Below are 25,173 nucleotides of genomic sequence, written 5' to 3'. Positions count from 1 at the left end.
CTGACGGGTCATGGCTGCACTCCTTCGGCGCCCTTGGCCGAAGCCAGGTGCACGCCACCCTGGCCTACCAGCACCAGGCGCCCTTCACTTAGCCCGCTGACGCCGGCCAGGGCGATGCGATCGGCCCGGTTGAACACGCTGAAGCTCTGGCCGTCGTCGCTGCTGCGCAGCACGCTACCGCCATTGCCCACCAATACCAGGCTGCCATCATCGAGAAGCGTAGCGCTTGCCAGGCCAAATTCGAGGTTGCCGCGCGCGGCTTTCAATTCGATCTGTTGCCAGCTATCGCCAAAATCCGTGGAGCGGTAGAGGTTGCCGCGCAATCCGTAGGCCAGCAAGGTACGCGACTGGGCGGTGCCAGTGACGCCGAACAGCGAGCCTTCATAGGGGCCTTCGAGCTTTTCCCAGGTCTGGCCGTCGTCGCTGGAGCGGAACATGCTGCCCTGCTCGCCGACGATAAACAGGCCAGCGTCTTTGACCGCAGCGATGCCGTTGAGGTGGAGCTGGTCTTCGTTGTTCAGCCGGTCGCCGACATCGTTCCAGTGCTTGCCGCCGTCGGTGGTTTCCAGCAATGCGCCGTACGCGCCCACGGCGATGCCGTGCTGAGTGTCCTTGAACCAGACATCGAGCAACGGCGCTTCACGTGCCAGGTCTTCGAACTGTTTGCTCCAGGTGGCGCCACCGTCAGTGCTGGCGAGGATCTGCGCATCGTGGCCGACGGCCCAGCCGTGCTTGTCGTCGACGAAATAGACGGCAGTAAGCAGTTGCCGGGTTGGCACCTTGGCTTGGGTCCAGGTCTTGCCCTGGTCATCGGAAAACAGGATATGGCCACGATCACCGACGGCGACCAGGCGCGCGCCAGCCTTGGTGACGTCCAGCAGCAGGCTTTTTACCGCCTTGGACGATTCGGTGGAGTAGACATCGGTTTGCGCGGCTGCGGCTTCGGCCGTGTTGGCCCATAGCCCGATCGCCAATACCAGCAAGCCGCTGGCGGCCAATGCCCAAGGGCGATTGCCGGCTTTACGCGCAGCACCGCCGAGACCCGCCATGACAGGCTCAGTCATAGATCTATCCCCCGTTTATTGTTATTTGGGTCAATCTATATGCAGGTACTGCAAAAACCTTGTTCCAGAGCCCCGCAATAGCTGAGAGCCATCCTATCGGGGTTTGCAAAGGACTGACAACGAACGGGACGTTATCTTTTGTTAAGCGCAGGATTTGCGGGGAAGCAATCGCTGGCAAGCCAGCTCCCACAGGGTCGGTACATGCAGTTCCCTGTGGGAGCGGGCTTGACCCGCGATGAGGCCATCAGGCCAGACTTTTGCTCACGACTTCATACACATCGCTGGACAACGAACCCGATGCCAGAATGCGCTCCAGCTCACCTTTCATCAGCGCCTGACGCGCGCTGTCGTATTTGCGCCAGCGGGTCAGCGGCGCCAATTGGCGCGAAGCGATCTGCGGGTTGAGCGCGTTGAGCTCGATCACCAGGTCCGCCAGGAAGCGATAACCCGAACCATCGGCCGCATGGAAGTTGACCAGGTTCTGCCCGGCAAAGGCACCGATCAGGGCGCGGACCTTGTTCGGGTTCTTCATGGTGAAGGCCGGGTGCTGCATCAGCGCCTTGACCCGTGCCAGGCCGCCCGGCAGGGTGCTGGCCGCCTGCACGCTGAACCATTGATCCATGACCAGCGGATTGTCCTTGAAGTGCTCGGCAAAGCCTTCCAGGGCCTTGGCCCGATCGGCCTCGAACGGCGAGTTGACCAGCACGGCCAGGGCGGTAAGGCGCTCGGTCATGTTGTCACAGGCGTCGAACTGCTCCAGGGTCGCCGCCAGCACGTCAGGCTTGGCGCTGAGCATCAGGTACGACAGCACGATGTTCTGCAGGCTGCGACGGGCAAAGTGCTCGGCCTCGGCAACATACTCGGTGCCACGCGAAACCGCGCGGTTGGCCTGATAACGTGCACTCAGGGCGTCGAACAGCTGCTCGGCGATCTGCTTGCGGGCAAACTCGCGAGCGGCGTGGATGGCATCGACGTCGGCCACTTCGCTGATTTCGGTGAGGTAGGCCTCACTTGGCAACGAGAGCATTTCGGCGACCATGGCCTGGTCCAGTTGCTCGTTGGCCAGCACCGTGCCCAACGCGGTCACCAGGCGCTGATCAAGAACCAGCCTGGCGCCCTGTTGGTGCTGGGCAATCAACTCCTGCAAGACCTGCACCGACAGTTGCTGCCCCGCTTCCCAGCGGTTGAAACCATCACTGTCGTGCTGCATGAGGAACATCAGCTGGTCACGGTCATAGGGGAAGCTCAGCTTGACCGGTGCGCTGAAACCACGCAGTAGCGATGGCAGCGGCTTGGCGGCGATGCCCTCGAAGGTGAAGGTCTGCTCGGCTTCGGTTACCGACAACACCCGCGAGGTGCCGTCTGCTGCCGCTTCACCTTGCAGGCGCAGGGCGATGTCATTGCCCTGGGCATCGAGCAGGCCCAGTTCCACCGGGATCACGAACGGCTTCTTCTCGACCTTGTCCGGGGTTGCCGGGTAGCTCTGACGGAAGGTCAGGCTGTAGGTCTGTGCAGCGCTGTCGTAAGCCTCGCTGACCGCCAGGCGCGGCGTGCCGGCTTGGCTGTACCAGCGCTTGAACTGGGTCAGGTCGACGCCGTTGGCGTCTTCCATGGCCTTGATGAAGTCGTCGCAGGTTACGGCCTGGCCATCATGGCGCTCGAAGTACAGGTCGCTGCCTTTGCGAAAACCCTCGGCACCAAGCAGGGTGCGAACCATGCGCACCACTTCCGAGCCCTTCTCGTACACGGTCAGGGTGTAGAAGTTGGAAATCTCGATGAAGCTGTCGGGGCGCACGGCGTGGGCCATGGGGCCGGCATCTTCGGCGAACTGGTGGGTGCGCAGGTAGGCGACGTCCTCGATGCGCTTGACCGTGCGCGAGTTCATGTCGGCACTGAACTCGGAGTCACGGAACACCGTGAAACCTTCCTTGAGCGACAGCTGGAACCAGTCGCGGCAGGTCACGCGGTTGCCCGACCAGTTGTGGAAGTACTCGTGGGCGACCACCGCCTCGACCCGCTGGTGGGCGGCGTCGGTCGCGGTTTCGGCGCGGGCCAGCACGCAGCTGGAGTTGAAGATGTTCAGGCCCTTGTTTTCCATGGCGCCCATGTTGAAGTCGTTGACCGCGACGATCATGAAGATGTCCAGGTCGTACTCGCGGCCATAGACTTCTTCGTCCCAGCGCATGGACTTCTTCAGGCTGGTCATGGCGTGCTGGCACTTGTCGATGTTTTCCGGCTCGACATAGATGCGCAGGGTCACGTCGCGGCCCGACTGGCGGGTGAACTTGTCTTCGACGCACCACAGGTCGCCGGCGACCAGGGCGAACAGGTAGGCCGGTTTCATGAACGGGTCTTCCCAGGTCGCCCAGTGCCGGCCGTCTTCCTGCGGGCCCGTACCGACCGGGTTGCCGTTGGACAGCAGCACCGGGTAGCGATGCTGCTCGGCGATCACCGTGGTGGTGAACTTGCTCATCACGTCCGGGCGGTCGAGGTAGTAGGTGATCTTGCGAAAACCCTCGGCCTCGCACTGGGTGCAGAACATGCTGCCGGACTTGTACAGGCCTTCGAGGGCGGTGTTGCGCTCGGGGTGGATCTTCACGCTGGTGTCGAGGGTGAAGGTCGCCGCCGTCGGCTGCACGGTCAGGTGGCTGTCGTCGAGCTGGTAGGCGCCTGCGTTCAGCACCTGGTCGTCCAGGGCGACGCTGAGCAGCTCCAGCTGCTGGCCGTCGAGCACCAGCGGCGGCAGGCCGGCGCCGCGGGCCGGGTTGCGGCGCATGACCAGCTGCGCGTGGACCAGGCTGTGGTCCTCGAACAGTTCGAAGGTCAGGTGCGTCTCGTCAATCAGGTACTCGGGGGCCTGATAGTCCTTGAGGTAGATCACTTGCGGCTGTTCGGTACGCATGTGGCAGTCCTTTTTTTACTGATGCACGGCGAGCTGGTACGCCGTGTATTTGCGAATATTGATCACGCCGGTGTCGAAGATCAGGTACTGGCCCTTGATGCCCAGCAGCGTGCCTTCAGCCACGGGATTCTTGTCCAGGTTGAAGCTGACGATCTTGCTCGGGTAGGCCTCGACCGGGTAGCGGATTTCCAGGACCTCGGCGTCAGTCAGCGGCTGGATCGCCTGCAGGCCGAATCGCGCCTGCAAGGCACTGAAGCCCTCGGCGCAGCTGTCGAACAGTTGCTGGCGCACGGCCAGCAGGTCGACCGCCTCGGCATCGCCCTTGAGCAAGGCGCGCCAGTTGGTACGGTCGGCCACCTGACTGCGGAACAGGTCTTCGACCAGCCCCGATTGCTGGCGGGTGGCAACCCGCACGATCGGCAGCGCCTGGCTGGCCCCCTGGTCAAGCCAGCGCGTTGGCAACTGGGTCGCGCGGGTAATGCCGACCTTGATGCCCGAGGAGTTGGCCAGGTACACCACATGATCGGTCATGCAGAACTGCTCGCCCCACGAGGGTTCGCGGCAGGTGCCCTGATCGTAGTGGCATTTTTCCGGGGCCATGATGCACACGTCGCACTGCGCAAGCTTGGTCATGCACGGGTAGCAGTAACCCTGGCTGAAACTGGTCTTGGTCTTGCGCCCGCAGTGGCTGCAATGGATGGCACCGAGGTATTCCAGGCGCACGGTCTTGCCGATCAAGGGGTTGACCGGCACTTCCTGCTCGCCCAGACGAAAAGCGTACTGCACCACCGGCGCATCGAGACGCGCCGACATTTTACTGATGGAGCCGCGGCCGAGTTCGATCAATGGATCGCATCCGACTTGAACAGAAGGTTCGGCACCGGTGCCGACTTCGAGCTGCATTCCTGCGGGCCCATGTAGCCGGTACGCTCTTCTTCGGGCAGATTCTGCAGTTCCCAGGCGATCACCGCCTGCAGCGACAGCTCTTTCTGCTCGGTGGTGAGCTTGCGCCCGTCTGCCCATTTACCCAGTTCCACGGCCAGTTTCAGGCTTTCGTAGATTTCCGGGGTGATGTTTTCGATCATTTGCGCAAAAGTGGACATAGCGTCTCCCAAAATCAAGCAGTCAGTTTACGCCGGGCCAGCGCCCCGCCCAAGAGCCCGCTCAGGCAACCGACCAACAGCCCGCCGACATGGGCAGCGTTGGCGATCTGGCCGAAGCCGAGCAGGCTGATCAAACCGGACAGGCACAGCAGCAGCCAGACCAGCATCATCACCAGCACGCCACGCGGCATGCGATACACCGGGTTGGGCGCCAGCCACTGGTACAGCCAGATGTGTCCGAGCAAGCCGTAGAGCACCCCCGACAGGCCGCCGAACAGGCTCGGGCCGCCAAACAGGTACTGGGCGGCGTTGGACACCAGGCTGAACAGCAGGGTCATGCCGAGCAGGTTCCACGGGCCCTGGCGCAGCTCGATGCGCCGGCCCAGTTCCCAGTACCAGAGGCCGTTCATGGCCAGGTGGAGGATGCCGAAATGCACCAGCATCGGCGTGAACAGGCGCCACCACTGGCCATCGGCAAGGCTGGCGGCCAGCGGGGTGAAATACAGGTAGTCGCCCTGCACGCGAAAATCGAGGAAGGTCAGCCAGCTCAAGGTGGCGAAGTTGTCGCCAAGGCCGGTGAGGCCGGCGACGATCAGGCACAGCAGCAGGATCGCCGCCGTCGCCTTGCTGGCGCGCAACTGCTCGCCGATGCTCGGCCGCGCCGGTGCGGCCAAGGCGGTGTCGGCCGGCAGTTCGAACTCGGCATTGCCCTCGGGGAAGCGCTGGTACAGCTGGCGCACGTCTTCGGCGAGGTTCTCGGCCACCCACAACACCTGGTCGCCGCCCTCCTCGCTGACCCGGTGCGGCACCTGCAGGCGCCGCAACAGGCCGACAAAGCCGCTGAGATCGGTACTCAACGGCATGCGTAATACCACTACTGCAGTCATTGGCTGGCCTCCGGCCGGTCGACATCGACCCAGACGAACTTGCGCGGGTCGATGCGGGTTTCAGCATCCAGGCGGTAAGCGACCAGTTTGCCGTACAGCACCGCACTGTAGTCCAGGCAGGCCAGGTTGGCGCGGATCGGCGCCGGTTTGCCGCTGCGCCAGTAATGGCCGACGAACAGCATCGGTTCGTCCTCGCTGTAGCGCAGCAAGGCGTTCTTCTGGCTGTGGCTGAGCGGCGCGTTGGCCACCTGCTCGGGCAAGGCATCGGGCTGGAAGACGATATCGCCGTAGGTCTGCGGGTCTTCTTCCCAGAACTTGGTGCGGAAAAACGCGCGGGTCAGGCCGTCGCCACCGGTCAGGGTCAGGCCGTCCGGCAGGCGCATGTCGGTACCGCGCAACAGGCGGTTGCAGACCGTGGCGGCAAAGCTTTCCGGCACGGCCGAGGCCTGGATGAAATGCTCGTCGATACGCCCGTCCGGGTATTGCTGGCGCAGCGGGTCGATCAGGCGCGCGTCCCAGCAGGCGTGCACCAGGCGGAACCGCCCGGCGTCGATGAACAGCGGTAGCTCGTAGAACCACTCGAGAAAATCATGCCAGTCGCCCGGATGCTGTTCGAACTGGGTCAGGGTCTCGTAGATCAGCCGCCCGTGGCGCGGAGTGTGCTCGCGCACGTAGTGCTTGCCGCTCTCGGGCAGGGCCGGGGTGTTCCAGCCCAGGGCGTTGTACTCGTGGTTGCCCATGATGCAGTAGGCCTGGCCAGCATCGACCATGTCATGGACGATGTGCAGCGCTTCGCGAATCCGCGGGCCACGGTCGATGATGTCGCCCAGAAACAGCGCCTGGCGCGACGGATGACGCCAGACGCCGCCCTGGCGCTTGTAGCCAAGGGCGTCGAGCAGCCGTTCGAGGGTGTGTGCACAACCGTGCACGTCACCGATCAGGTCGAAACTGCGAGCGGGATCGAGCATCACTCGCCTCCACCACCCAGGCGGCTGCCCCAGCCGAGCTTGGTCCGGCAGACCTCATAGTAATTGTGATCCAGCGGGTGGATCAGACGCAGCTTCTGCGGCTTCTTGTTCACCGTGATGGTATCGCCGGGGGCGCAGGTGAAATGGTTCTGGCCGTCACAGGAAATCTGCGGGTAGATCTGCAGGTCCTTGGACACGACGATTTTCAGCTCGCTGTTGCCGTCGACCACGATCGGCCGCCCGGACAGGGTGTGCGGGTACATCGGCACGATGACGATGGCGTCGAGCTTGGGGTGCATGATCGGCCCGCCCGCCGACAGTGCGTAGGCGGTCGAGCCGGTCGGGGTGGCGACGATCAGGCCGTCGGCTTTCTGGCTGCAGACGAACTGGCCATCGATGTAGATCTCGAACTCGATCATCCGCGTCGACTTGCCCGGGTGCAGCACCACATCGTTGAGGGCGTCGCCCTGGCCGATGGCTTCGGCGTGACGACGGACTTCGGCCTGCAGCAGGAAGCGGTTTTCCACCAGGTAGTGGCCGTCGAGCACCTCGGCGACTTTGACTTCAAGCTCATCGGGGCGAATGTCGGTCAGAAAGCCCAGGCTGCCGCGGTTGATGCCCAGCACCGGAATATTATGCCGGGCCAGGGCGCGGGCGGCGCCGAGCAGGCTGCCGTCGCCACCGACGACGATCACCAGGTCGCAGACTTCACCCAGCAGCTTGCGGGTCGAGGTCTGCAGGCCATGGCCGGGCAGGACTTCGGCGATGGTGTCCTCGAGGATGACGTGCAGATGCCGCTCCAGCAGGAATTTTTTCAGTCGGCGAATGGTATCGAGCACCTGGGAGCTGCCCAGCCGTCCGATGATACCGATATTGCGAAATTGCTCCATGGGGCTCCAGGGCTCTGCGGCGGGTAAAAAGGCGATGCTCGCCAAAGAGTTCGATTATGGGCGAAAGCGCCGGGCAGCGGCAAACCCCGGAGAAATTCAGCAAGCGCACAGGCTGAGCGACTATGCTCGCTGAATGAACCCGTTCCCCAGCCTGACCGACCTGCCCTGCCAGTTGCACCAGCCCCAGGTGCGCGACCTGGCTTGGGTCATTCTTGCGCCGCCGATGCTGCGCGATACGCCGTGGCCGCAGCGTCATCCGCTGGCCGCCAGCCGCTGGGTGGCCGAGCCTGAACAACTGCGCCAGTGGCTGCTCGAGCAAGACCGCGACAGCCACGCCCTGCTGCACTGGCTGGCCCAGGCCAGCACCCGGCGCCTGGGGCTGTACTACGAACGTCTATGGCAGTTCGTCCTCCAGCATGCCCCCGGAGTGACTCTGCTGGCCGCCAACCTGCCGATCCGCAACGGCGGGCATACCCTCGGCGAACTGGACCTGCTGCTGCGCGACAGCGACGGCGTGCACCACCTGGAGCTGGCGATCAAGCTGTACCTGGGACCGCAAAGCGGCAATGGCGATAACCCGGCGCAGTGGCTGGGGCCCGGTTGTCACGACCGCCTGGACCGCAAGCTTGCGCACCTGGCCGAGCATCAACTGCCGATTTCGGCCCGCAACGAAAGCCGCGAAGCGCTGGCGGCGCTGGAGATCGAGCAGTTCAGTGCACAGTTGTGGCTGGGTGGTTACCTGCTTTATCCCTGGCCGGGGCAGGCGCAACCGCCGCAAGGAGCGAATCCGCAGCATCTGCGTGGGCGCTGGTTGCACCAGCGTGACTGGGCAGCGTTCCGTGCCCAGAGTGCGCCCGGTCGCTGGCAGCCGTTGCCGCGCCATGCCTGGCTGGCGCCGGCCTGTTACCCGGTGCAGGACTGCTGGTCGGTGCAGCGCTTCGCCACCTGGCTGCAGGCCCTGGACCCGCTGGCGCCGGCGCAGTTGCTGGTGAGGCTGGTCGAAGGTGAGCGTGGCGACTGGGAGGAAGCCGAGCGCTTGTTCCTGGTTTCGGACTTATGGCCGAACCTGCCGGGGTGACAGGTTTTGCGCCTGCTGCGCAGGCGATCGCCGGCAAGCCAGCTCCCACATGCACACAGATCTACTGTGGGAGCGGGCTTGCCCCGCGATCAGGCCAGCCCTAAACCACAGTCAACCGCAGCGCCAGCGCCACCAGGGTCAGCAACAACACCGGCACCGTCAGCACAATCCCGACCTTGAAGTAATACCCCCAGCCAATCTTCACCCCCTTGCGCTCCAGCACATGCAACCACAAAAGCGTCGCGAGGCTGCCAATCGGGGTGATTTTCGGCCCCAGGTCGCTGCCGATCACGTTGGCGTAGATCATCGCCTCCTTGACCACACCCGTGGCAGAACTGGCGTCGATCGACAAGGCGCCGATCAGCACCGTCGGCAGGTTGTTCATGATCGACGACAGCACCGCGGTCAGCAGCCCGGTGCCCAGCGCCGCGCCCCACACCCCGCCCGCGGCAAAACCGTCGAGCCAGCCGGCCAGGTAGTCGGTCAGCCCGGCATTGCGCAGGCCGTAGACCACCAGGTACATCCCCAAGGAGAACACCACGATATGCCAGGGCGCCTCCTTGAGCACCTTGCGCGTGGAGATTTTGTGCCCGCGTGCCGCCACCAGCAGCAACACCAGTGCACACACCGCCGAAATCGCGCTGATCGGAATGCCCAGCGGCTCCAGGGCAAAGCACCCCAGGAGCAGGATCAACAACACCAGCCAGCCGGCGACAAAAGTCGCCGGGTCCTGCACCACGCTGCGCGGCGCATCCAGTTGCAGCGGATCATAGTCAGCCGGGATGTCCCGACGGAAGTACCAAAACAGCACCGCCAGGGTCGCCGCCACGGCGACCAGATTGACCGGCACCATCACCGCCGCATAGCGGTTGAAGCCGATGCCGAAGAAGTCGGCAGAGACGATGTTGACCAGGTTCGACACCACCAGCGGCAAGCTGGCCGTGTCGGCAATGAAGCCCGCGGCCATGACGAAGGCCAGGGTCGCCGCCGGGCTGAAGCGCAGGGCCAGAAGCATGGCCACCACGATCGGGGTGAGGATCAGCGCCGCGCCATCATTGGCGAACAGCGCCGAGACCAGCGCCCCCAGCAGCACGATGTAGCAGAACAACCGCCGGCCACTGCCGCGCCCCCAGCGTGCCACGTGCAGCGCCGCCCAGGCGAAGAAGCCGGCGGCATCGAGCAACAGGCTGATGATGATCAGGGCGATGAAAGTACCGGTAGCGTTCCAGATGATCTGCCAGACCACCGGGATATCGCTCCACTGCACCACCCCGCAAAGCAAGGCCAGCAGCGCCCCGCCCGTGGCACTCCAGCCGACGCCAAGGCCTCGGGGCTGCCAGATCACCAGGGTAATGGTCAGCAGGAAAATCAGTGATGCCATCAGCATGAAGTACAAGCCTTGCAGATTAGAGTGGGTACAAGCGCCGGATTCTAGCGACAGATCAAGGTTGCCGTGATGAATTTCTGCTGCAATGCCCGGGTAACCGGCTGGCAAGCGGTTACAGTTAGCTGACTGCGCCAGAAGAGCGCGGATTTCGACCTGATGATGAGGAACACCCATGACTTTGAGCCAAAACCAGGCCCGCTACGGCGGTCTGTCGATAGCCCTGCACTGGCTGATGCTGGTGCTGCTGGCGGCGGTTTACGCCTTTATCGAACTGCGCGGGATGTTTCCCAAGGACAGCGCCGAACGCGCCTTGATGAAAGACCTGCACTTCATGCTGGGCCTGAGCGTGTTCGTGCTGGTCTGGCTGCGCCTGGCCCTGCGCCTGGGTCGCCCGACCCCGCCGATCATTCCGGCGCCACCGGCCTGGCAGACAGGCCTGGCGCACCTGATGCACCTGGCCCTGTACCTGCTGATGATCGGCCTGCCGCTGGCCGGCTGGCTGCTGCTCAGCGCCGCCAACAAGCCGATCCCGTTCTACGGTTTCGAGCTGCCGGCGCTGGTCGCCCCGGACCCGGACCTGGCCAAGTTCATCAAGGGCTGGCACGAGCGCATCGGCACCTGGGGCTACTGGCTGATCGGCCTGCATGCCGTGGCCGGCCTGTTCCATCACTACGTGCAGCGCGACAACACCTTGTTGCGCATGCTGCCGCGCAACAACTAGGCAAAACCGCGGCGGCCCTGCAGGCCGCCGCTGTGCAGGAAGATCAGCCGGGTGCCGGCGGCAAAGGCCCCGGCTTCGACTTCCCGGCGCAGCGCCAGCAAGGCCTTGGCGGTGTACAGCGGTTCCAGCAGCATGCCAGTTTCAGATTCGCAGTCGGCCATAAAGGCCAACAGCCCTTCATCGACCTTGGCAAAGCCGCCACGGCAGGCCTCATGCAAGCGGTAACCGCCCTTGCCGACCAGCGCTTGTACAGCCTCGGGCACGCCATGATCCAGCGGCACGGCCAATGCGCCATGGACCTCGTGCCTGCCTGCTTCCGCCAACACCATCCCGGCCAGGGTGGTACCGGTACCGGCCGCCAGCCACCAGCCGTGATAATCCGCCCAGCCCAGCGCCGCCAATTGCGCTTGCGCCTGCTCGACGATCAAGGCGCAGCCCTTGGCGCCCAAGGGCCCGCCCCCACCTTCGGCGACACATTGCCATCCTGGATACAGCGCCTGCCAGGGCTGCCAGAAATCCGGCTGATGACGCTCGCGATAACCGCCATACCCCAGCATGCCGATGGCCTGCAGGTCGCGCACGGTCGGTGTGTCCTGCGGATGGCCACGCAGCAGTCCTGCGGTGGCAAAACCAAAGCGCTCGCCGGCAGCCGCCAGGGCATGCAGGTGATTGGAATGGGCGCCGCCGAGGCTGATCACCCCGGGCGCACCCTGGGCCTGGGCGATTCGCAGGTGTTCGAGCAGCTTGAACCACTTGTTGCCGCTGATCAGCGGGTCGATCAGGTCCAGGCGCAACACCGCCAGCTCGACGCCATGGGCGCGCAGCCAGTTCAAGGGCAAGGGTTGCAAGGGTGCGAGGGGAAGGTCGTCGAATCTGCCGATCATGGGCGGGGCACAACAGGGCTGCCAGGGCCGCGCAGTGTAACAGCGCGACGGGCCCGGCGGCCCGCCGCGCTGCGCCAGTCAGAGCTCGGCGGCCAGGCGCGAACCCTGGTTGATGGCGCGCTTGGCATCCAGCTCGGCGGCGACATCGGCACCGCCGATCAGGTGCACCGACTGGCCGGCGGCGACCAGGCCGTCCTGCAGTTCGCGCAGCGGGTCCTGGCCGGCGCAGATGACGATGTTATCCACAGGCAGCACCTGCGGCTCGCCCTCGGCGATGCGGATGTGCAGGCCGGCATCGTCGATGTTCAGGTACTCGACACTGTTGAGCATCTGCACCTGCTTGTTCTTCAGGCCCGTGCGGTGAATCCAGCCGGTGGTCTTGCCCAGGCCATCGCCGACCTTGGTCTTTTTGCGCTGCAGGAGGAACACCTGACGCGCCGGCGCATGGGGTTCGGCCTTGATGCCGGCCACACCACCGCGGGCTTCAAGCTGGGTATCGATGCCCCACTCCTTCCAGAACGCCTCGCGGTCCTGGCTGGTGGCCACGCCCTGGTGCACCAGGTACTCGGAGACGTCAAAGCCGATACCGCCGGCACCGATCACCGCCACCTTCTGCCCTACCGGCTGGCGCTGCAGCAGCACATCCAGGTAGTTCAGCACCTTGGCGTGCTCGATGCCGGGGATGGCCGGCAAACGCGGAGCGATGCCGGTGGCGAGGATGATCTCGTCAAAGCCGCCCGCCGCCAGTTGCTCGGCATCGACGCGGGTGTTCAGGCACAGCTCGACGCCAGTGGTCTGCAGCTTGCGTTTGAAGTAGCGCAGGGTTTCATAGAACTCCTCTTTGCCCGGCACGCGCTTGGCCACGTTGAACTGACCGCCGATCTCGCTGGCCGAATCGAACAGGGTCACTTCATGGCCGCGCTCCGCCGCAACGGTGGCAGCCGCCAGGCCCGCGGGGCCGGCACCCACCACGGCGATGCGCTTGACCTGGGTGACCGGCAGGTAATTGAGCTCGGTTTCATGGCAGGCGCGCGGGTTGACCAGGCAGCTGGTCAGCTTGCCGCCGAAGGTGTGGTCCAGGCAGGCCTGGTTGCAGCCGATACAGGTATTGATCTCGTCGCCACGCCCGGCGGCGGCCTTGTTGACGAACTCCGGGTCAGCCAGGAACGGCCGCGCCATCGAGACCATGTCGGCATCGCCTTCGGCAAGGATCTGCTCGGCGACTTCCGGGGTGTTGATGCGGTTGGTGGTGATCAGCGGGATCTGCACCGCACCGCGCAGCTTGGCGGTGACCTTGCTGAACGCCGCGCGCGGCACCTTGGTGGCGATGGTCGGGATCCGCGCTTCGTGCCAACCGATACCGGTGTTGATAAGGGTCGCGCCGGCCTGCTCCACGGCCTTGGCCAGTTGCACGATCTCTTCCCAGCTGCTGCCGCCCTCGACCAGGTCGAGCATCGACAGGCGGAAGATGATGATGAAGTTCGGCCCTACCGCTTCGCGCACCCGGCGGACGATTTCCACCGCCAGGCGCATGCGGTTCTCGTAGCTGCCACCCCAGCGATCGGTGCGCTGGTTGGTGTGGGCGGCGAGGAACTGGTTGATGAAGTAGCCTTCCGACCCCATGATCTCGACGCCGTCGTACTCGGCGCTTTGCGCCAGCAGCGAGCAGGTGACGAAGTCCTGGATCTGCTTCTCGATGCCCTCTTCATCCAGCTCGCGCGGCTTGAACGGGTTGATCGGCGCCTGGATGGCGCTCGGCGCTACCGATTTCGGGCTGTAGGCATAGCGACCGGCGTGGAGGATCTGCATGCAGATCTTGCCACCGGCCTCATGCACCGCCTGGGTGACGATGCGGTGTTTATCGGCTTCTTCCGGGGTGCTCAGCTTGGCGGCGCCGGAGTACACCCCGCCCTCCACGTTCGGGCCGATGCCGCCGGTGACCATCAGGCCGACGCCGCCACGGGCGCGCTCGGCGAAGTAGGCCGCCATGCGCTCGAAACCGCCGGGCTTTTCTTCAAGGCCGGTGTGCATCGAGCCCATCAGCGTGCGGTTGCGCAAGGTGGTGAAACCCAGGTCCAGCGGGGCGAGCAAATGCGGGTATTGAGCGGCGGCCATAGTCAACTCCACAACAGGCGTAATCACGGAATGCGGGCGCCTCGCCAAGGCTGGCGGGGCCCGTCAGTTATCTGAGGCCGACATTAAAGAGCCAGCGGGCGCGGCTCAATGACCGAAAGTGACAAGTTATTGATCCTACTGCACCCGAGGTCTACCCTAGGGGCCGAATCCCTTGTCGGCTCTATTGCGTTTCATGCGAAAACTTCTGTTGAGCGCCCTGGCGCTGGTTGTCATTGCCGCCCTGAGTGGCTACGGGTTCTGGACCGAGCAGCGCCCGGCCGGGCACTATCTGTCGGACCTGCGCATCGAGCTGGCCCTGAGCGAAGGCGTGCCGGCCGATCACGGCAACCTGCTGGGCGTCGAGCCGCAACTGTTCCCCGGTGACTACCAGAGCCTGCAGCGCCTGCATCGCAAGCTGGCCGCCTACCTTGAACATGCCCGCGCCCAGGGCCTGATCAACGCCAAGACCATCGTTATCCTGCCGGAACACATCGGCACCTGGCTGTGGGCCCGTGGCGAGAAAAACGAGCTGTACCAGGTCACTGAGCGCCGCGAAGCCCTGCAGTGGCTGGAGCTGAGCAACCCGCTGCGTTATGGCCTGGCCATGCTTGGCGCCGAAGGTGACGACCGCCGCGCCGATGCCCACCTGCGAATGAAGGCCGGGCAGATGGCCGAGGACTACCAGCAGCTGTTCGGCGGCCTGGCCAAGGAGTTCGGCGTGACCCTGGTGGCGGGTTCCATCGTGTTACCTGAACCCTATGTCGAGCGCGGCACCCTGCGGATCGGCTCCGGCGCCCTGTACAACGCCAGCCTGGTATTTGCCAGCGATGGTTCGGTACTCGGCCAGCCACAACGCCAGCAGCACCCGGACAGTGAAGTGCGGCGCTTTATCAGCAGCGGCACCGACCAGCCCCCACAAGTACTGCAAACCCCGGCCGGGCGTCTCGGCGTGTTGATCGGCAGCGACAGCTGGTACCCGAGCAACCAGCAGCAACTGGTCAACCAGTTCGCCCAGATCGTCGCCAACCCGGTGTTCCTCAGCGGCCACAACAGCTGGAACGCGCCATGGCGCGGCAACCGCCATCAGCCGCTGGCCTCGTCGCTGGCGCTCAAGCCTGGTCAAGTGAGCGAACGCGACGCCTGGCAGCGCCTGACCCTGGACGCCAACGCCGCCAAGGTCAGCAGCATGAGCGTGTTCCTGCGCGGGCGCTTCTGGGACCATGCCGCCGATGGCCAGGGCTTTGCCCAGCTCAACGGAGTGAACCTGGGCGGCACTGCCAGCCCGGGTGCGCGCCTGTTGAACGTCTGGCTGTAAGGCATGAACAGCCCGCGTGTGCGCCTGGGCGATCTGTCGGTCGGTTTTATCCAGCCGCTGAGCGAAACCCTGCAACAACGCGGGATCGATCCCGGGCCCCTGCTCACCCGCTACGGACTGGACCCGGTGCGCCTGGCTGAACCGGGCGCGCGCCTGTCGATCCCGCGCTATATGCACCTGGGCCATGCCGCCATCGAGCTGACCGGCGATCCGGCCCTCGGGCTGCACATGGGCCACATCAGCCGCCTCGGCCAGGCCGGCCTGGCCGGCGTCACCGCAGCGCAAGCGCCAACAGTCGGCGAAGCGGCGCGCACCTTGCTGCGCTTCGAGCCCCTGTATGCGGCCAACTACCGCGGGCACTCAAGCTTTCATGAGGACAGCGGCGGCGCCTGGCTGCGCTTCTACTCGATCAGCCCGTACAACGCCTACAACCGCTTTGTAGTGGATTCACTATTGGCCGGCTGGCTGGCGCAGTTGTCGAGCCTGGCAGGGGTGGTCCTGCTGGCGGAACGGGTCGAGATCGAGTTCGAGGCGCCCGCCTACGCCGCCCACTACCAGGCCTTGAGCAGCAACCCGGTACAGTTCGGCGCGCCCACCAACCAGCTGCGCCTGAGCCGCGCCAACCTTGCCCTGCGCAACCCGGCGCACTGCCCGAGCACCTGGCAGCACCTGCTGCAACTGTGTGAGGCGGAGCTTGAACAGCGCACACGGATACGCAGCCTGGGCGAGCGCATCGCGCACCTGCTGGGGCCGTTGCTGAACGGTGGACGGGAACCGGATCTGGAGGAAGTGGCCAGGCATCTGCAACTGCCGACCTGGACCCTGCGGCGCAAGCTGGCCGAGGAAGGCACGCAGTTTCGCGCCATCCTCAACGATACCCGGCGCGACCTGGCCATGACCTACATCCGCGACACGGAGCTGGCCTTTGGCGAGATCGCCTATTTGCTCGGGTTTGCCTCGGCAGAGGCCTTTCAGCGCGCGTTCAAGCGCTGGAACGGTATCACTCCGGGGGAGTTTCGCCGCAGCCAGCGGCGTACCGGCTGATTACAGCTCGGTGGCGTCTTCGGCGGGCTCGACCGGGTCGAGCTCAATGGCGCGGTATTCGAGTAGTTCTTCTTGATAGTCGTCCATCATCTGCTCCGTCGTTTCACATTCATGTCATTGATTCGTCAACGAGCCTAAAGTGCCGTGATGAAAGAAAAATGACAATGACGCTTATCAAAACAACGTAGCAGGGACTGCTGAATTTACAGCGGCGCCTGCCCGCTGCTGCTAGCCGGTGCTGCCGGGGCGATGCTCGGGGTCGGCTCGGCCGGCGTGCTGCTGTCCTGGACGCTGATCGGCGCAGCTTCTGCCGGTGGCGGTACCGGCTTCGAGCCGTTGCTGTCGTCCACCACTGGCGCGGCGGGCGCCTCGGCAGCCGGGGCCGGCGCAGGTTCGCTGACCGGCACGGCAGACGCCGGAGCCGCTGGCGCAGGCGCTTCGGCCGGCGTGGGGACCAGGGCGGCCGGTGGCGCTACCGGCGCAGTTTCCGGCACACCCAGCTCCACTGCCGGCTTGGCCGCAGGCTTGGGGTCGGCCTTTTTCTTGTTTTCCTTGGGCAGGAAGCTTTCGACCAGGGCGAAGTAACGCTCGTAGAACTTGGCCGACGTCACGGTCTCGCTGGCGACCTTGACCATCGAATCATCGCTGGAACCGATCGGCATCGACACCGAACCCAGCACACCCACGCCGAGGCTGGCCGAGGTGTTGGATTTTTTCAGCGCGTAGCGGTCCTGCAGGGCGTTGGCGAACATGGTCGAGCGCTGCTCGTCGCCGCTGTCAGGGGCGCAGACCACATTGAAGCTGATCTGCAGGTGAGAATCGCCGGTCTGCTGGAAGCTCTTGTTGCCATTGACCTGGCCAGCGTCGCTGCTGGTGATGATGTAGCCCTGGCTGAGCAAGGCACGGCGCGCCGCTTCGCAGGTACCGGCTTCACTCACCGGAAAGCTGCGCGAGAAGGTGCCCGAGTCGGCGAAATTCTCGTGTTCGTAGATGGCAGCTTTCTTCGAAGAACAGCCGGAAACACCCGCCAGCACAAGGGCCAGCCCGAGCGCACTGCAGACGGTTGACTTTGACATTGCAAATCCTGAGGAAAACGGTCGGTGCCTATTGTGCAACACATCGGCGGAATGCTGAAACCATAGCCTGCCAATCACCGCAGAAAATTCATGCAAGGCGCCAGTTACCGCCCCTGACGCCGGGGTTTGACCATTGGTCGATAAGCCCACAGCAACTTCGACCAAGCCCTACCTGTTGATCGGATCCATCCGACTATTGCCTGGCACATTCTACGGCTACGCTGGCAACTAGCCACCACCCCATCCATACAGGTCGACAGGAGTTACCTCGGTGAAAAACCTCTCCGTGAAAATCAAGCTGTTGCTCGGTTTTGCGCCCATCCTGGTGTTGATGGCGCTGCTGGCCATTACCGCCATCAACAGCCTGAACACCCTGACCCAACGGGCCGACCGCCTGGTGTCGGTCAATTACATCCTCGACAACCTCAATGAAATGCGCGCCGCCCAACTGAGCTTCGAGCAACGGCGCGACGCCACCTTCGCCAGCCAGCTGACCAAGGCCCATCAACAGGCCACACAGTTGGTCGAGGAAAACCTCGCCGCGTTGCCCGATGCCGATTCGCAGCGCTTGCTCACAGCCACTGGCGACGACCTCAAGCAATACCTGGAGCAGTTCGAACAACTGAAAGCGGCCACCGGAGGCACCCTGCTGCAGACCAAGCTGCACGACCAACTGCTGGAAAACGTCCATCGGGGCCTTGAAGCGATCAACCAGCTGATCACCCTGCAAAACCAGAAGAGCACCGAGGAGTCGAGCAACAGCCGCAGCTTGATGCTCAGCCTGCTGTTCGCCGCCCTGGTGCTGGGCGTGCTGATCAGCGCGCTGATCATCCGTCAGGTCACCCAACCGCTGCGCCAGGCCGTGGAAATTGCCCGGCGCATTGGCGAAGGCGACCTGACCAACACCGCCAGCGAACCCCGCCGCGACGAATTCGGCCAGTTGTTGCAAGCCCTGGCGCAAAGCGGCAACAACCTGCGGGAAATGCTCGGCCAGGCCGGGCATGTCACCCGCCAGCTGTCGACCGCCGCCGAAGAGCTGTCGACCATCACCGAACAGACCAGCGCCGGCATCACCAGCCAGAAGGTCGAGACCGACCAGGTGGCCACAGCGATGAGCGAGATGGTCGCTACCGTGCAGGAAGTCGCGCGCAATGCCGAAGAAGCCAGCGAAGCCACGCGCCAGGCCGACAGCCAGGCCAAACAGGGCAATCGCGTGGTGCAACAGGCCCTGAGCCAGATTGGCCAGTTGGCCGATGACATCGGCAACTCGGCCAGTGCGGTCAGTCAGTTGTCGGAAGAAAGCGAGCGTATCGGCACGGTAATGACGGTGATCAACGCCATTGCCGAGCAGACCAACCTGCTGGCCCTCAACGCCGCCATTGAAGCAGCGCGCGCTGGCGAGGCCGGCCGCGGTTTTGCCGTGGTGGCCGACGAGGTACGCGGGCTGGCCCAGCGTACCCAGCAGTCGACAGCGCAGATCGAGACGCTGATCGTGTCCTTGCAACAGGGCGCGCAGAAGGCTGCCGAAATGATGCACGCCAACCAGCAGCAGGTCGGCGGCACGGTAGCGTTGGCCAATCAGGCCGGTATCGAACTGCAGGCCATCACCCAGACCGTGACCAGCATCCAGAGCATGAACCTGCAGATCGCCACCGCTGCCGAACAGCAGAGCAGCGTCGCCGAATCGATCAACCGCAGCGTGCTCAGCGTGCGTGACGTGGCTGAACAGTCGTCAACCGCTTCGCAGCAGACCGCGGCCTCGTCGGTGGAGCTGGCGCGCCTGGGCAGCGAACTGCAACAGCTGGTGGCGCGCTTCAGGGTTTGACGGCCAGATCAGCCGAACAGACCGCCGTCATCGCTATCGATAACGATCGACGACAGGCTCACATGCCGCGGCCGGGTCACGGCAAACAGCACGGCCTCGACCACGTCACGGTTGGTGCCGCGCTCGCCCTTCCGGCGCTGGGCGGCCGCCTCCCAGGCAGGTTCGGTCGGGGAGATATCGTCCAGGTAGGGCGGGTGCACGCACAGCGAACGGATCGGCGTGCCGGCCAGTTGTTGACGCAAGCCCTCGGCCAAGGCTCGCTGGGCGTGCTTGGCGGCGTAGAACGGCACTGAGACGCTCTGCAAGGCGGCATTGGGCAAAGCGCTGATCGAGCCTATGGTGACGATGTCCGGGCGCTGGGAACGGCGCAGGGAAGGCAGCAGGCCCTGGGTGAAGAGGAAGGTGCCGGTGACCGCGGCGTTGATCACGCCGTGGACGTCCTCAGGCGAGTAGCCCTGCTCGTTCTGTTCCAGCCACATGGCACCGTTGTTGATCAGCAGGTCGACGGTGGGAAAGCGCTGGCTGATGGTTTGCGTCGCGCGGGTTACGCTGGCGCTGTCGGCCAGGTCGACCTGAACAGTGATCGGCAGTTGGCCTGTGCGGGTTTCGATGGTGGCGGCGACGTGTGCCAGCGCCGCCTCATTGCGGCCACAGAGCACCACTTTGCAACCGGCGTCAGCCAGGGAGATGGCCAGGGCTGCACCCAGGCCGCGTCCGGCGCCGGTGATCACCGCGATTGAGTCTTGAAGATTGTTCATCCTGAACCTCAGTGGGAGACTGGAGGCTCTAGCATAGCGGTTGTGAGGACTGGATGTAGACCAAGTAGGCCTCATCGCTGGCAAGGCCAGTTCCCACAAGTTTTGTGTACACCGCGCTCCTGTGGGAGCCGGCCTTGCCGGCGATGGCCACACCACAGTGCCGAAATTCAGGCACAAAAAAAGCGACCCGCAGGTCGCTTTCTTTGTTACTTCGATATGGCGCAGCGGACGGGACTCGAACCCGCGACCCCCGGCGTGACAGGCCGGTATTCTAACCGACTGAACTACCGCTGCGTGTCGTGTTCACCCGGGCTGCGCAAAGGCTGCAAACCCCGGGCACAAAAAAAGCAACCTCAGGTCGCTCTCTTTGTTGCTTCGAGGAGTTCAAGGGCCTCGAGGCGAAGATGGCGCAGCGGACGGGACTCGAACCCGCGACCCCCGGCGTGACAGGCCGGTATTCTAACCGACTGAACTACCGCTGCGTATCGTACAGGCTTACGCCCGCTTGAAACTGGGATCTGGCTTCAAGGCTATTCAGCCTTGGAACCTCAAACCGGTCGTTGACCGATCTGGAGAATAGTGGCGCAGCGGACGGGACTCGAACCCGCGACCCCCGGCGTGACAGGCCGGTATTCTAACCGACTGAACTACCGCTGCGCATATGGACTTGCGTCCGGTTCCTCTCTGGTAACACCTTCTTGCGAAAGTGTCGGGTCAGGAACATCTCAGGAAGTGGTGGGTGATGACGGGATCGAACCGCCGACCCTCTGCTTGTAAGGCAGATGCTCTCCCGGCTGAGCTAATCACCCGTGTGCTTCGCTGAGGTGGCGAAATTTACGCAGGTATCGAACCTAAGTCAATAGCCTGATTGAAGTTTTTTTCACTGAGGTGAAAAAAACAGCTTCAAGCTTCAAGCTGCAAGCCACAAGAAAAAGCAAAATCAAAAGCACATTGCGGACATCTTGCCGCTACCGATAGATCATCTTCTTGGTCATGCCACCGTCGACCACAAATTCCTGGCCGGTGACGAAGCCGGCATTGCGCGACAGCAACCAGGCCACCATCGCCGCCACGTCTTCCACCGTCCCTACCCTGCCCGCCGGATGCTGGGCATGGTCGGCTTCGGTCAGGGGCTCGGCACGGCGCTGGGCGGGATCACGGGCATCGATCCAGCCGGGGCTTACCGCATTGACGCGAATCTCCGGGCCCAGGCTCATGGCCAGGGCATGGGTCAGGGCCAGCAGCCCGCCCTTGCTCGCGGCATAGGCCTCGGTGTCGGGTTCCGATTGCCCGGCGCGGGTCGACGCCAGGTTGACGATCGCCCCGCAATGGGCGCGCAGGTACGGCGCACAGTGCTTGGCCAGCAGCATTGGGCCACCGAGGTTGACCGCCAGCACCCGGTTCCAGTGCGCCAGGCTCAGGCTTTCGAGGGTGGTGTTGTGCGGGTCGGCAATCGCCGCGTTGCACACTAGGGCGTCGAGCCGGCCAAACTGGCCCAGCACTTGGGCCACGCCGGTCATCACCTGGGCTTCGTCGGCGACATCCATGCCGACGAACCAGGCGTTGTCGCCAAGCACCTTGGCGACTTTCGCGCCACGGGCACGGTCGAGGTCAGTGAGCACCACCTGCCAGCCTTCACTGATCAGCCAGGCGGCAATGCCCAGGCCAATGCCCCGCGCCGCCCCGGTGACCAGGGCGACGCGGCCGTTATGGCTGCTGTCGCCCACCGACCAGTCGATCACAGCGCCGCCAGCCCGCGGGCCAGATCGGCCTTGAGGTCAGCGACGTCTTCCAGGCCCACGGCAACCCGGATCAGGCTGTCGCGAATGCCGGCAGCCTCACGCTCCTGCGGCGACAGACGGCCGTGGGAGGTGGTGCCCGGGTGGGTGATGGTGGTCTTGCTGTCACCCAGGTTGGCGGTGATCGAAATCAGCCGGGTGGCGTCGATGAAGCGCCAGGCGCCCTCTTTGCCGCCCTTGACCTCGAAGCTCACCACCGCGCCGAAGCCGCTCATCTGCTGCTTGGCCAACTCATGCTGCGGATGGCTCTGCAGGCCCGCGTAATGGACCTTGTCGATGCCGTCCTGCTGCTCCAGCCATTCGGCCAGGGCCTGGGCGTTGGCGCAGTGGGCGCGCATGCGCAGGTTGAGGGTCTCCAGGCCCTTGAGGAAGATCCAGGCGTTGAACGGGCTCAGCGACGGCCCGGCGGTGCGCAGAAAGCCCACCACTTCCTTCATCTGCTCGCTGCGCCCGGCAACCACGCCGCCCATGCAACGACCCTGGCCGTCGATGAACTTGGTCGCCGAGTGCACGACAATGTCGGCGCCCAGCTTCAGCGGCTGCTGCAAGGCCGGGGTGCTGAAACAGTTGTCGACCACCAGTTGCGCGCCCTTGGCATGGGCGATCTCGGCCAGGGCGGCGATATCCACCAGCTCGGCCAAGGGGTTTGAGGGCGATTCGACGAACAGCAGCTTGGTGTTGGCCTTGATCGCCTGGTCCCAGGCGGCCAGATCGGTCAGCGGCACGTAGTCGACCTGCACGCCGAAGCGCTTGAAGTACTTCTCGAACAGGCTGATGGTCGAACCGAAGACGCTCTGCGAGACCAGCACATGGTCACCAGCGCTGCACAGGGCCATGACGGTCGAGAGGATCGCCGACATGCCGGTGGAGGTGGCCACCGCCTGCTCGGCGCCTTCGAGGGCGGCGATGCGCTCTTCGAACGCGCGTACGGTCGGGTTGGTGTAGCGTGAATAGACGTTGCCTGGAACCTCGCCGGCGAACCGCGCGGCGGCATCGGCCGCCGTGCGGAACACGTAGCTGGAGGTGAAGAACAGCGGGTCGCTGTGCTCACCTTCCGGCGTGCGATGCTGGCCGGCGCGTACCGCCAGCGTGTCGAAAGCGACCCCTTCGAGGTCGCTGTCCAGGCGCCCGGCATCCCATTCCTGTGTCATGCCGCTGCTCCTAACTTAGTTGTTGTAGAGGTCGATGATCGCGCTGACCGCCTGGTTCTTGACCTTGGAGGCGTCGTTGCGCGCCTGCTCGATCTTGTCCAGGTAGGCTTCGTCGATGTCGCCGGTGACGTACTTGCCGTCGAACACCGCGCAATCGAAATGCTCGATCTTGATCTTGCCACCGCCGACCGCTTCGATCAGGTCCGGCAGGTCCTGGTAGACCAGCCAGTCGGCGCCGATCAGTTCGGCGACATCCTGGGTGCTGCGGTTGTGCGCGATCAGCTCGTGGGCACTCGGCATGTCGATGCCGTAGACGTTAGGGAAGCGTACCGCCGGGGCGGCGGAGCAGAAGTAGACGTTTTTCGCGCCGGCTTCGCGGGCCATCTGGATGATCTGCTTGCAGGTGGTGCCGCGCACGATCGAGTCGTCCACCAGCATCACGTTCTTGCCGCGGAACTCCAGTTCGATGGCGTTGAGCTTCTGGCGTACCGATTTCTTGCGCGCAGCCTGGCCGGGCATGATGAAGGTACGGCCGATGTAGCGGTTCTTGACGAAGCCTTCGCGGAACTTGACGCCCAGGTGGTTGGCCAGTTCCAGCGCCGCGGTGCGGCTGGTGTCGGGAATCGGGATAACCACGTCGATGTCGTGGTCCGGACGCTCGCGCAGGATCTTCTCGGCCAGCTTCTCGCCCATGCGCAGGCGCGCCTTGTACACCGAGACGCCGTCGATGATCGAGTCAGGACGGGCCAGGTAGACGTGCTCGAAGATGCACGGCGACAGCTGCGGGTTGGTCGCGCACTGACGGGTGTGCAGCTTGCCCTCTTCAGTGATGTACACCGCTTCGCCCGGCGCCAGGTCACGGATCAGGGTGAAGCCCAGCACGTCCAGCGAAACGCTTTCGGAGGCGATCATGTACTCGACGCCTTCGTCGGTGTGACGCTGGCCGAAGACGATCGGACGGATGCCGTTGGGGTCACGGAAACCAACAATGCCGTAGCCGGTGATCATCGCCACCACCGCGTAACCGCCGACGCAACGGTTGTGCACGTCGGTGACTGCGGCGAACACGTCTTCTTCGGTCGGTTGCAGCTTGCCACGCACCGCCAGCTCATGGGCGAAGACGTTGAGCAGCACTTCCGAGTCGGAGTTGGTATTGACGTGGCGCAGGTCGGACTCGTAGATCTCCTTGGCCAACTGTTCGACGTTGGTCAGGTTGCCGTTGTGCGCCAGGGTGATGCCGTAGGGCGAGTTGACGTAGAACGGCTGGGCCTCGGCCGAGGTCGAGCTGCCCGCAGTCGGGTAGCGCACGTGGCCAATACCCATGTGACCGACCAGGCGCTGCATATGCCGCTGCTGGAAGACGTCACGGACCAGGCCGTTGTCCTTGCGCAGGAATAACCGGCCATCATGGCTGGTCACAATACCGGCAGCGTCCTGGCCGCGGTGCTGGAGGACGGTTAGCGCGTCATACAGCGCCTGATTGACGTTCGACTTACCGACGATACCGACGATGCCACACATGCGACGCAACCCCTACTTAATGAAACTGGACTGAACAGCGCTCAAGGCGTTTTGGGCCCAAGCAACTGTTCCTGGAACGGGAGATCAGCCGGTGCGCTGATTCCGCTGGCTAGCCACTGACTGGTGAACCCCAGAATGAGGTTTTTCGACCAGTCAGCCACCAATAGAAATTGTGGCAGGAGGCGAGACTCCTGCCACCACTGATCCTGTTGTACCGGCCCCAGGCTCAACAGCCCGACGGCCACTACCACCAGCAAGGCCCCGCGGGCGGCGCCAAAGGCCATGCCCAGGAAGCGATCGGTCCCGGACAGCCCGGTGACGCGAATCAGCTCGCCGATGAGAAAATTGATCATGGCCCCCACCAGCAGGGTGGCGACGAAAAGAATGGCGCATCCGCCGATGACCCGGGCCGAAGGCGTCTGGATATAAGCTTCCAGGTACTGCGACAGCGAGCCACCGAACATCCAGGCCACGGCACCGGCGATGATCCAGGTAAGCAGCGACAAGGCCTCTTTGACAAAGCCGCGCTTGAGACTGATCAGCGAAGAAATGGCGATGATCGCGAGAATCGCCCAGTCGACCCAGGTAAATGCCACAGTGTTGCCTGCAAACGGATAAGGCGGCGCATTTTACCAGAGCAACGGGCTGTCGGTAAGCAGTGATTTACCGCCCGGTGCGGGCCGGG

General features: G+C 64.2%; 21 protein-coding genes and 4 tRNA genes. 5 read left to right on the top strand and 20 right to left on the bottom strand.

All coding sequences use genetic code 11. The features are described 5' to 3' along the window. Positions 1–8: 8 nt before the first annotated feature. From JV241A_RS07775 to JV241A_RS07745, 7 genes are all read right to left on the bottom strand, one after another. The gene (locus JV241A_RS07775; RefSeq protein ID WP_134061841.1) at positions 9–1,064 is read right to left on the bottom strand and encodes a YCF48-related protein; all 1,056 of its coding nucleotides are present in this window, start codon (positions 1,062–1,064) and stop codon (positions 9–11) included. Between the two features lie 244 nt (positions 1,065–1,308). Then, on the bottom strand, positions 1,309–3,966 hold the full coding sequence (pepN, locus tag JV241A_RS07770; protein ID WP_134061839.1) for an aminopeptidase N: 2,658 nt from the start codon (positions 3,964–3,966) through the stop codon (positions 1,309–1,311). 15 nt (positions 3,967–3,981) lie between these two features. Then, complete coding sequence (locus tag JV241A_RS07765; RefSeq protein WP_115086003.1) at positions 3,982–4,812, bottom strand: DUF2797 domain-containing protein; 831 nt, start codon at positions 4,810–4,812, stop codon at positions 3,982–3,984. Continuing rightward, positions 4,809–5,069 carry a DUF1315 family protein gene (locus JV241A_RS07760; RefSeq protein WP_115086002.1) on the bottom strand — a complete coding sequence of 87 codons (261 nt, stop codon included), beginning with the start codon at positions 5,067–5,069 and terminating at the stop codon, positions 4,809–4,811. Before JV241A_RS07760 ends, JV241A_RS07765 begins: the two co-directional genes overlap by 4 nt. A 14-nt stretch (positions 5,070–5,083) precedes the next feature. Next, the gene (locus tag JV241A_RS07755) at positions 5,084–5,956 is read right to left on the bottom strand and encodes a rhomboid family intramembrane serine protease (protein WP_134061837.1); all 873 of its coding nucleotides are present in this window, start codon (positions 5,954–5,956) and stop codon (positions 5,084–5,086) included. Next, positions 5,953–6,927, bottom strand: coding sequence for a metallophosphoesterase (locus JV241A_RS07750; RefSeq protein ID WP_177414843.1), 975 nt, complete (start codon positions 6,925–6,927; stop codon positions 5,953–5,955). Before JV241A_RS07750 ends, JV241A_RS07755 begins: the two co-directional genes overlap by 4 nt. After that, positions 6,924–7,814: an NAD(+) kinase gene (locus tag JV241A_RS07745; protein WP_010223281.1), complete on the bottom strand. Its 891-nt coding sequence runs from the start codon at positions 7,812–7,814 to the stop codon at positions 6,924–6,926. Before JV241A_RS07745 ends, JV241A_RS07750 begins: the two co-directional genes overlap by 4 nt. Positions 7,815–7,947: 133 nt before the next feature. Between JV241A_RS07745 and JV241A_RS07740 the strand changes: the two genes are divergently transcribed. Then, positions 7,948–8,892 carry a DUF1853 family protein gene (locus JV241A_RS07740; protein ID WP_134061835.1) on the top strand — a complete coding sequence of 315 codons (945 nt, stop codon included), beginning with the start codon at positions 7,948–7,950 and terminating at the stop codon, positions 8,890–8,892. 100 nt (positions 8,893–8,992) lie between these two features. Here JV241A_RS07740 and JV241A_RS07735 read toward each other — a convergent pair whose 3' ends face one another. Next, positions 8,993–10,279, bottom strand: coding sequence for an arsenic transporter (locus tag JV241A_RS07735; protein WP_134061833.1), 1,287 nt, complete (start codon positions 10,277–10,279; stop codon positions 8,993–8,995). Positions 10,280–10,451: 172 nt separating this feature from the next. Here JV241A_RS07735 and JV241A_RS07730 point away from each other — a divergent pair, with 172 nt between their 5' ends. Next, positions 10,452–11,000 carry a cytochrome b gene (locus JV241A_RS07730; protein WP_052251397.1) on the top strand — a complete coding sequence of 183 codons (549 nt, stop codon included), beginning with the start codon at positions 10,452–10,454 and terminating at the stop codon, positions 10,998–11,000. Here JV241A_RS07730 and JV241A_RS07725 read toward each other — a convergent pair. Then, positions 10,997–11,884 (bottom strand): 1-aminocyclopropane-1-carboxylate deaminase, encoded by an 888-nt coding sequence (locus JV241A_RS07725; protein ID WP_134061831.1) that lies wholly within the window; start codon positions 11,882–11,884, stop codon positions 10,997–10,999. The two genes, JV241A_RS07730 and JV241A_RS07725, sit on opposite strands and share 4 nt — an antisense overlap. Before the next feature lie 78 nt (positions 11,885–11,962). Further along, positions 11,963–13,999, bottom strand: coding sequence for an NADPH-dependent 2,4-dienoyl-CoA reductase (locus JV241A_RS07720; protein ID WP_115085997.1), 2,037 nt, complete (start codon positions 13,997–13,999; stop codon positions 11,963–11,965). Between the two features lie 193 nt (positions 14,000–14,192). On the opposite strand from JV241A_RS07720, the gene JV241A_RS07715 reads away from it, so the two are divergent. Both JV241A_RS07715 and JV241A_RS07710 read left to right on the top strand, forming a co-directional pair. After that, positions 14,193–15,314, top strand: a complete 1,122-nt coding sequence (locus tag JV241A_RS07715; protein WP_134061829.1) for a nitrilase-related carbon-nitrogen hydrolase — start codon at positions 14,193–14,195, stop codon at positions 15,312–15,314. Between the two features lie 3 nt (positions 15,315–15,317). Then, complete coding sequence (locus JV241A_RS07710; protein ID WP_134061827.1) at positions 15,318–16,358, top strand: AraC family transcriptional regulator; 1,041 nt, start codon at positions 15,318–15,320, stop codon at positions 16,356–16,358. A 203-nt stretch (positions 16,359–16,561) separates the two neighbouring features. On the opposite strand, the gene JV241A_RS07705 is transcribed toward JV241A_RS07710, so the two are convergent. After that, positions 16,562–17,434 (bottom strand): DUF2242 domain-containing protein, encoded by an 873-nt coding sequence (locus JV241A_RS07705; protein ID WP_134061825.1) that lies wholly within the window; start codon positions 17,432–17,434, stop codon positions 16,562–16,564. Positions 17,435–17,705: 271 nt separating this feature from the next. Between JV241A_RS07705 and JV241A_RS07700 the strand changes: the two genes are divergently transcribed. After that, positions 17,706–19,259, top strand: coding sequence for a methyl-accepting chemotaxis protein (locus tag JV241A_RS07700; protein WP_038994200.1), 1,554 nt, complete (start codon positions 17,706–17,708; stop codon positions 19,257–19,259). Between the two features lie 8 nt (positions 19,260–19,267). Here the strand turns inward: JV241A_RS07700 and JV241A_RS07695 are convergent, their stop codons facing one another. From JV241A_RS07695 to JV241A_RS07655, 9 genes are all read right to left on the bottom strand, one after another. Next, positions 19,268–20,017 carry an SDR family oxidoreductase gene (locus tag JV241A_RS07695; RefSeq protein ID WP_166675662.1) on the bottom strand — a complete coding sequence of 250 codons (750 nt, stop codon included), beginning with the start codon at positions 20,015–20,017 and terminating at the stop codon, positions 19,268–19,270. A 217-nt stretch (positions 20,018–20,234) separates the two neighbouring features. Next, a tRNA-Asp gene (locus tag JV241A_RS07690) sits at positions 20,235–20,311 on the bottom strand. 111 nt (positions 20,312–20,422) lie between these two features. Next, a tRNA-Asp gene (locus tag JV241A_RS07685) sits at positions 20,423–20,499 on the bottom strand. A gap of 98 nt (positions 20,500–20,597) precedes the next feature. Continuing rightward, a tRNA-Asp gene (locus tag JV241A_RS07680) sits at positions 20,598–20,674 on the bottom strand. Positions 20,675–20,750: 76 nt separating this feature from the next. Next, positions 20,751–20,826 (bottom strand) — tRNA-Val (locus tag JV241A_RS07675). A gap of 159 nt (positions 20,827–20,985) precedes the next feature. Continuing rightward, positions 20,986–21,744, bottom strand: a complete 759-nt coding sequence (locus JV241A_RS07670) for an SDR family oxidoreductase (RefSeq protein ID WP_177414847.1) — start codon at positions 21,742–21,744, stop codon at positions 20,986–20,988. A gap of 11 nt (positions 21,745–21,755) precedes the next feature. After that, entirely contained in the window at positions 21,756–22,967 is a 1,212-nt protein-coding gene (locus JV241A_RS07665; protein WP_095161624.1) for an O-succinylhomoserine sulfhydrylase, read from the bottom strand. Positions 22,968–22,982: 15 nt separating this feature from the next. Further along, complete coding sequence (purF, locus tag JV241A_RS07660; protein WP_115085991.1) at positions 22,983–24,488, bottom strand: amidophosphoribosyltransferase; 1,506 nt, start codon at positions 24,486–24,488, stop codon at positions 22,983–22,985. A gap of 41 nt (positions 24,489–24,529) precedes the next feature. After that, complete coding sequence (locus JV241A_RS07655) at positions 24,530–25,084, bottom strand: CvpA family protein (RefSeq protein ID WP_036996463.1); 555 nt, start codon at positions 25,082–25,084, stop codon at positions 24,530–24,532. Positions 25,085–25,173: the final 89 nt, after the last annotated feature.

The organism is Pseudomonas sp. JV241A, assembly GCF_900275665.1.
In the GTDB taxonomy this organism is placed as follows: Bacteria; Pseudomonadota; Gammaproteobacteria; order Pseudomonadales; family Pseudomonadaceae; genus Aquipseudomonas; species Aquipseudomonas wadenswilerensis.
Note: the sequence above shows the minus strand (reverse complement) of the source record. Positions and strands in the feature narration are given on the sequence as shown.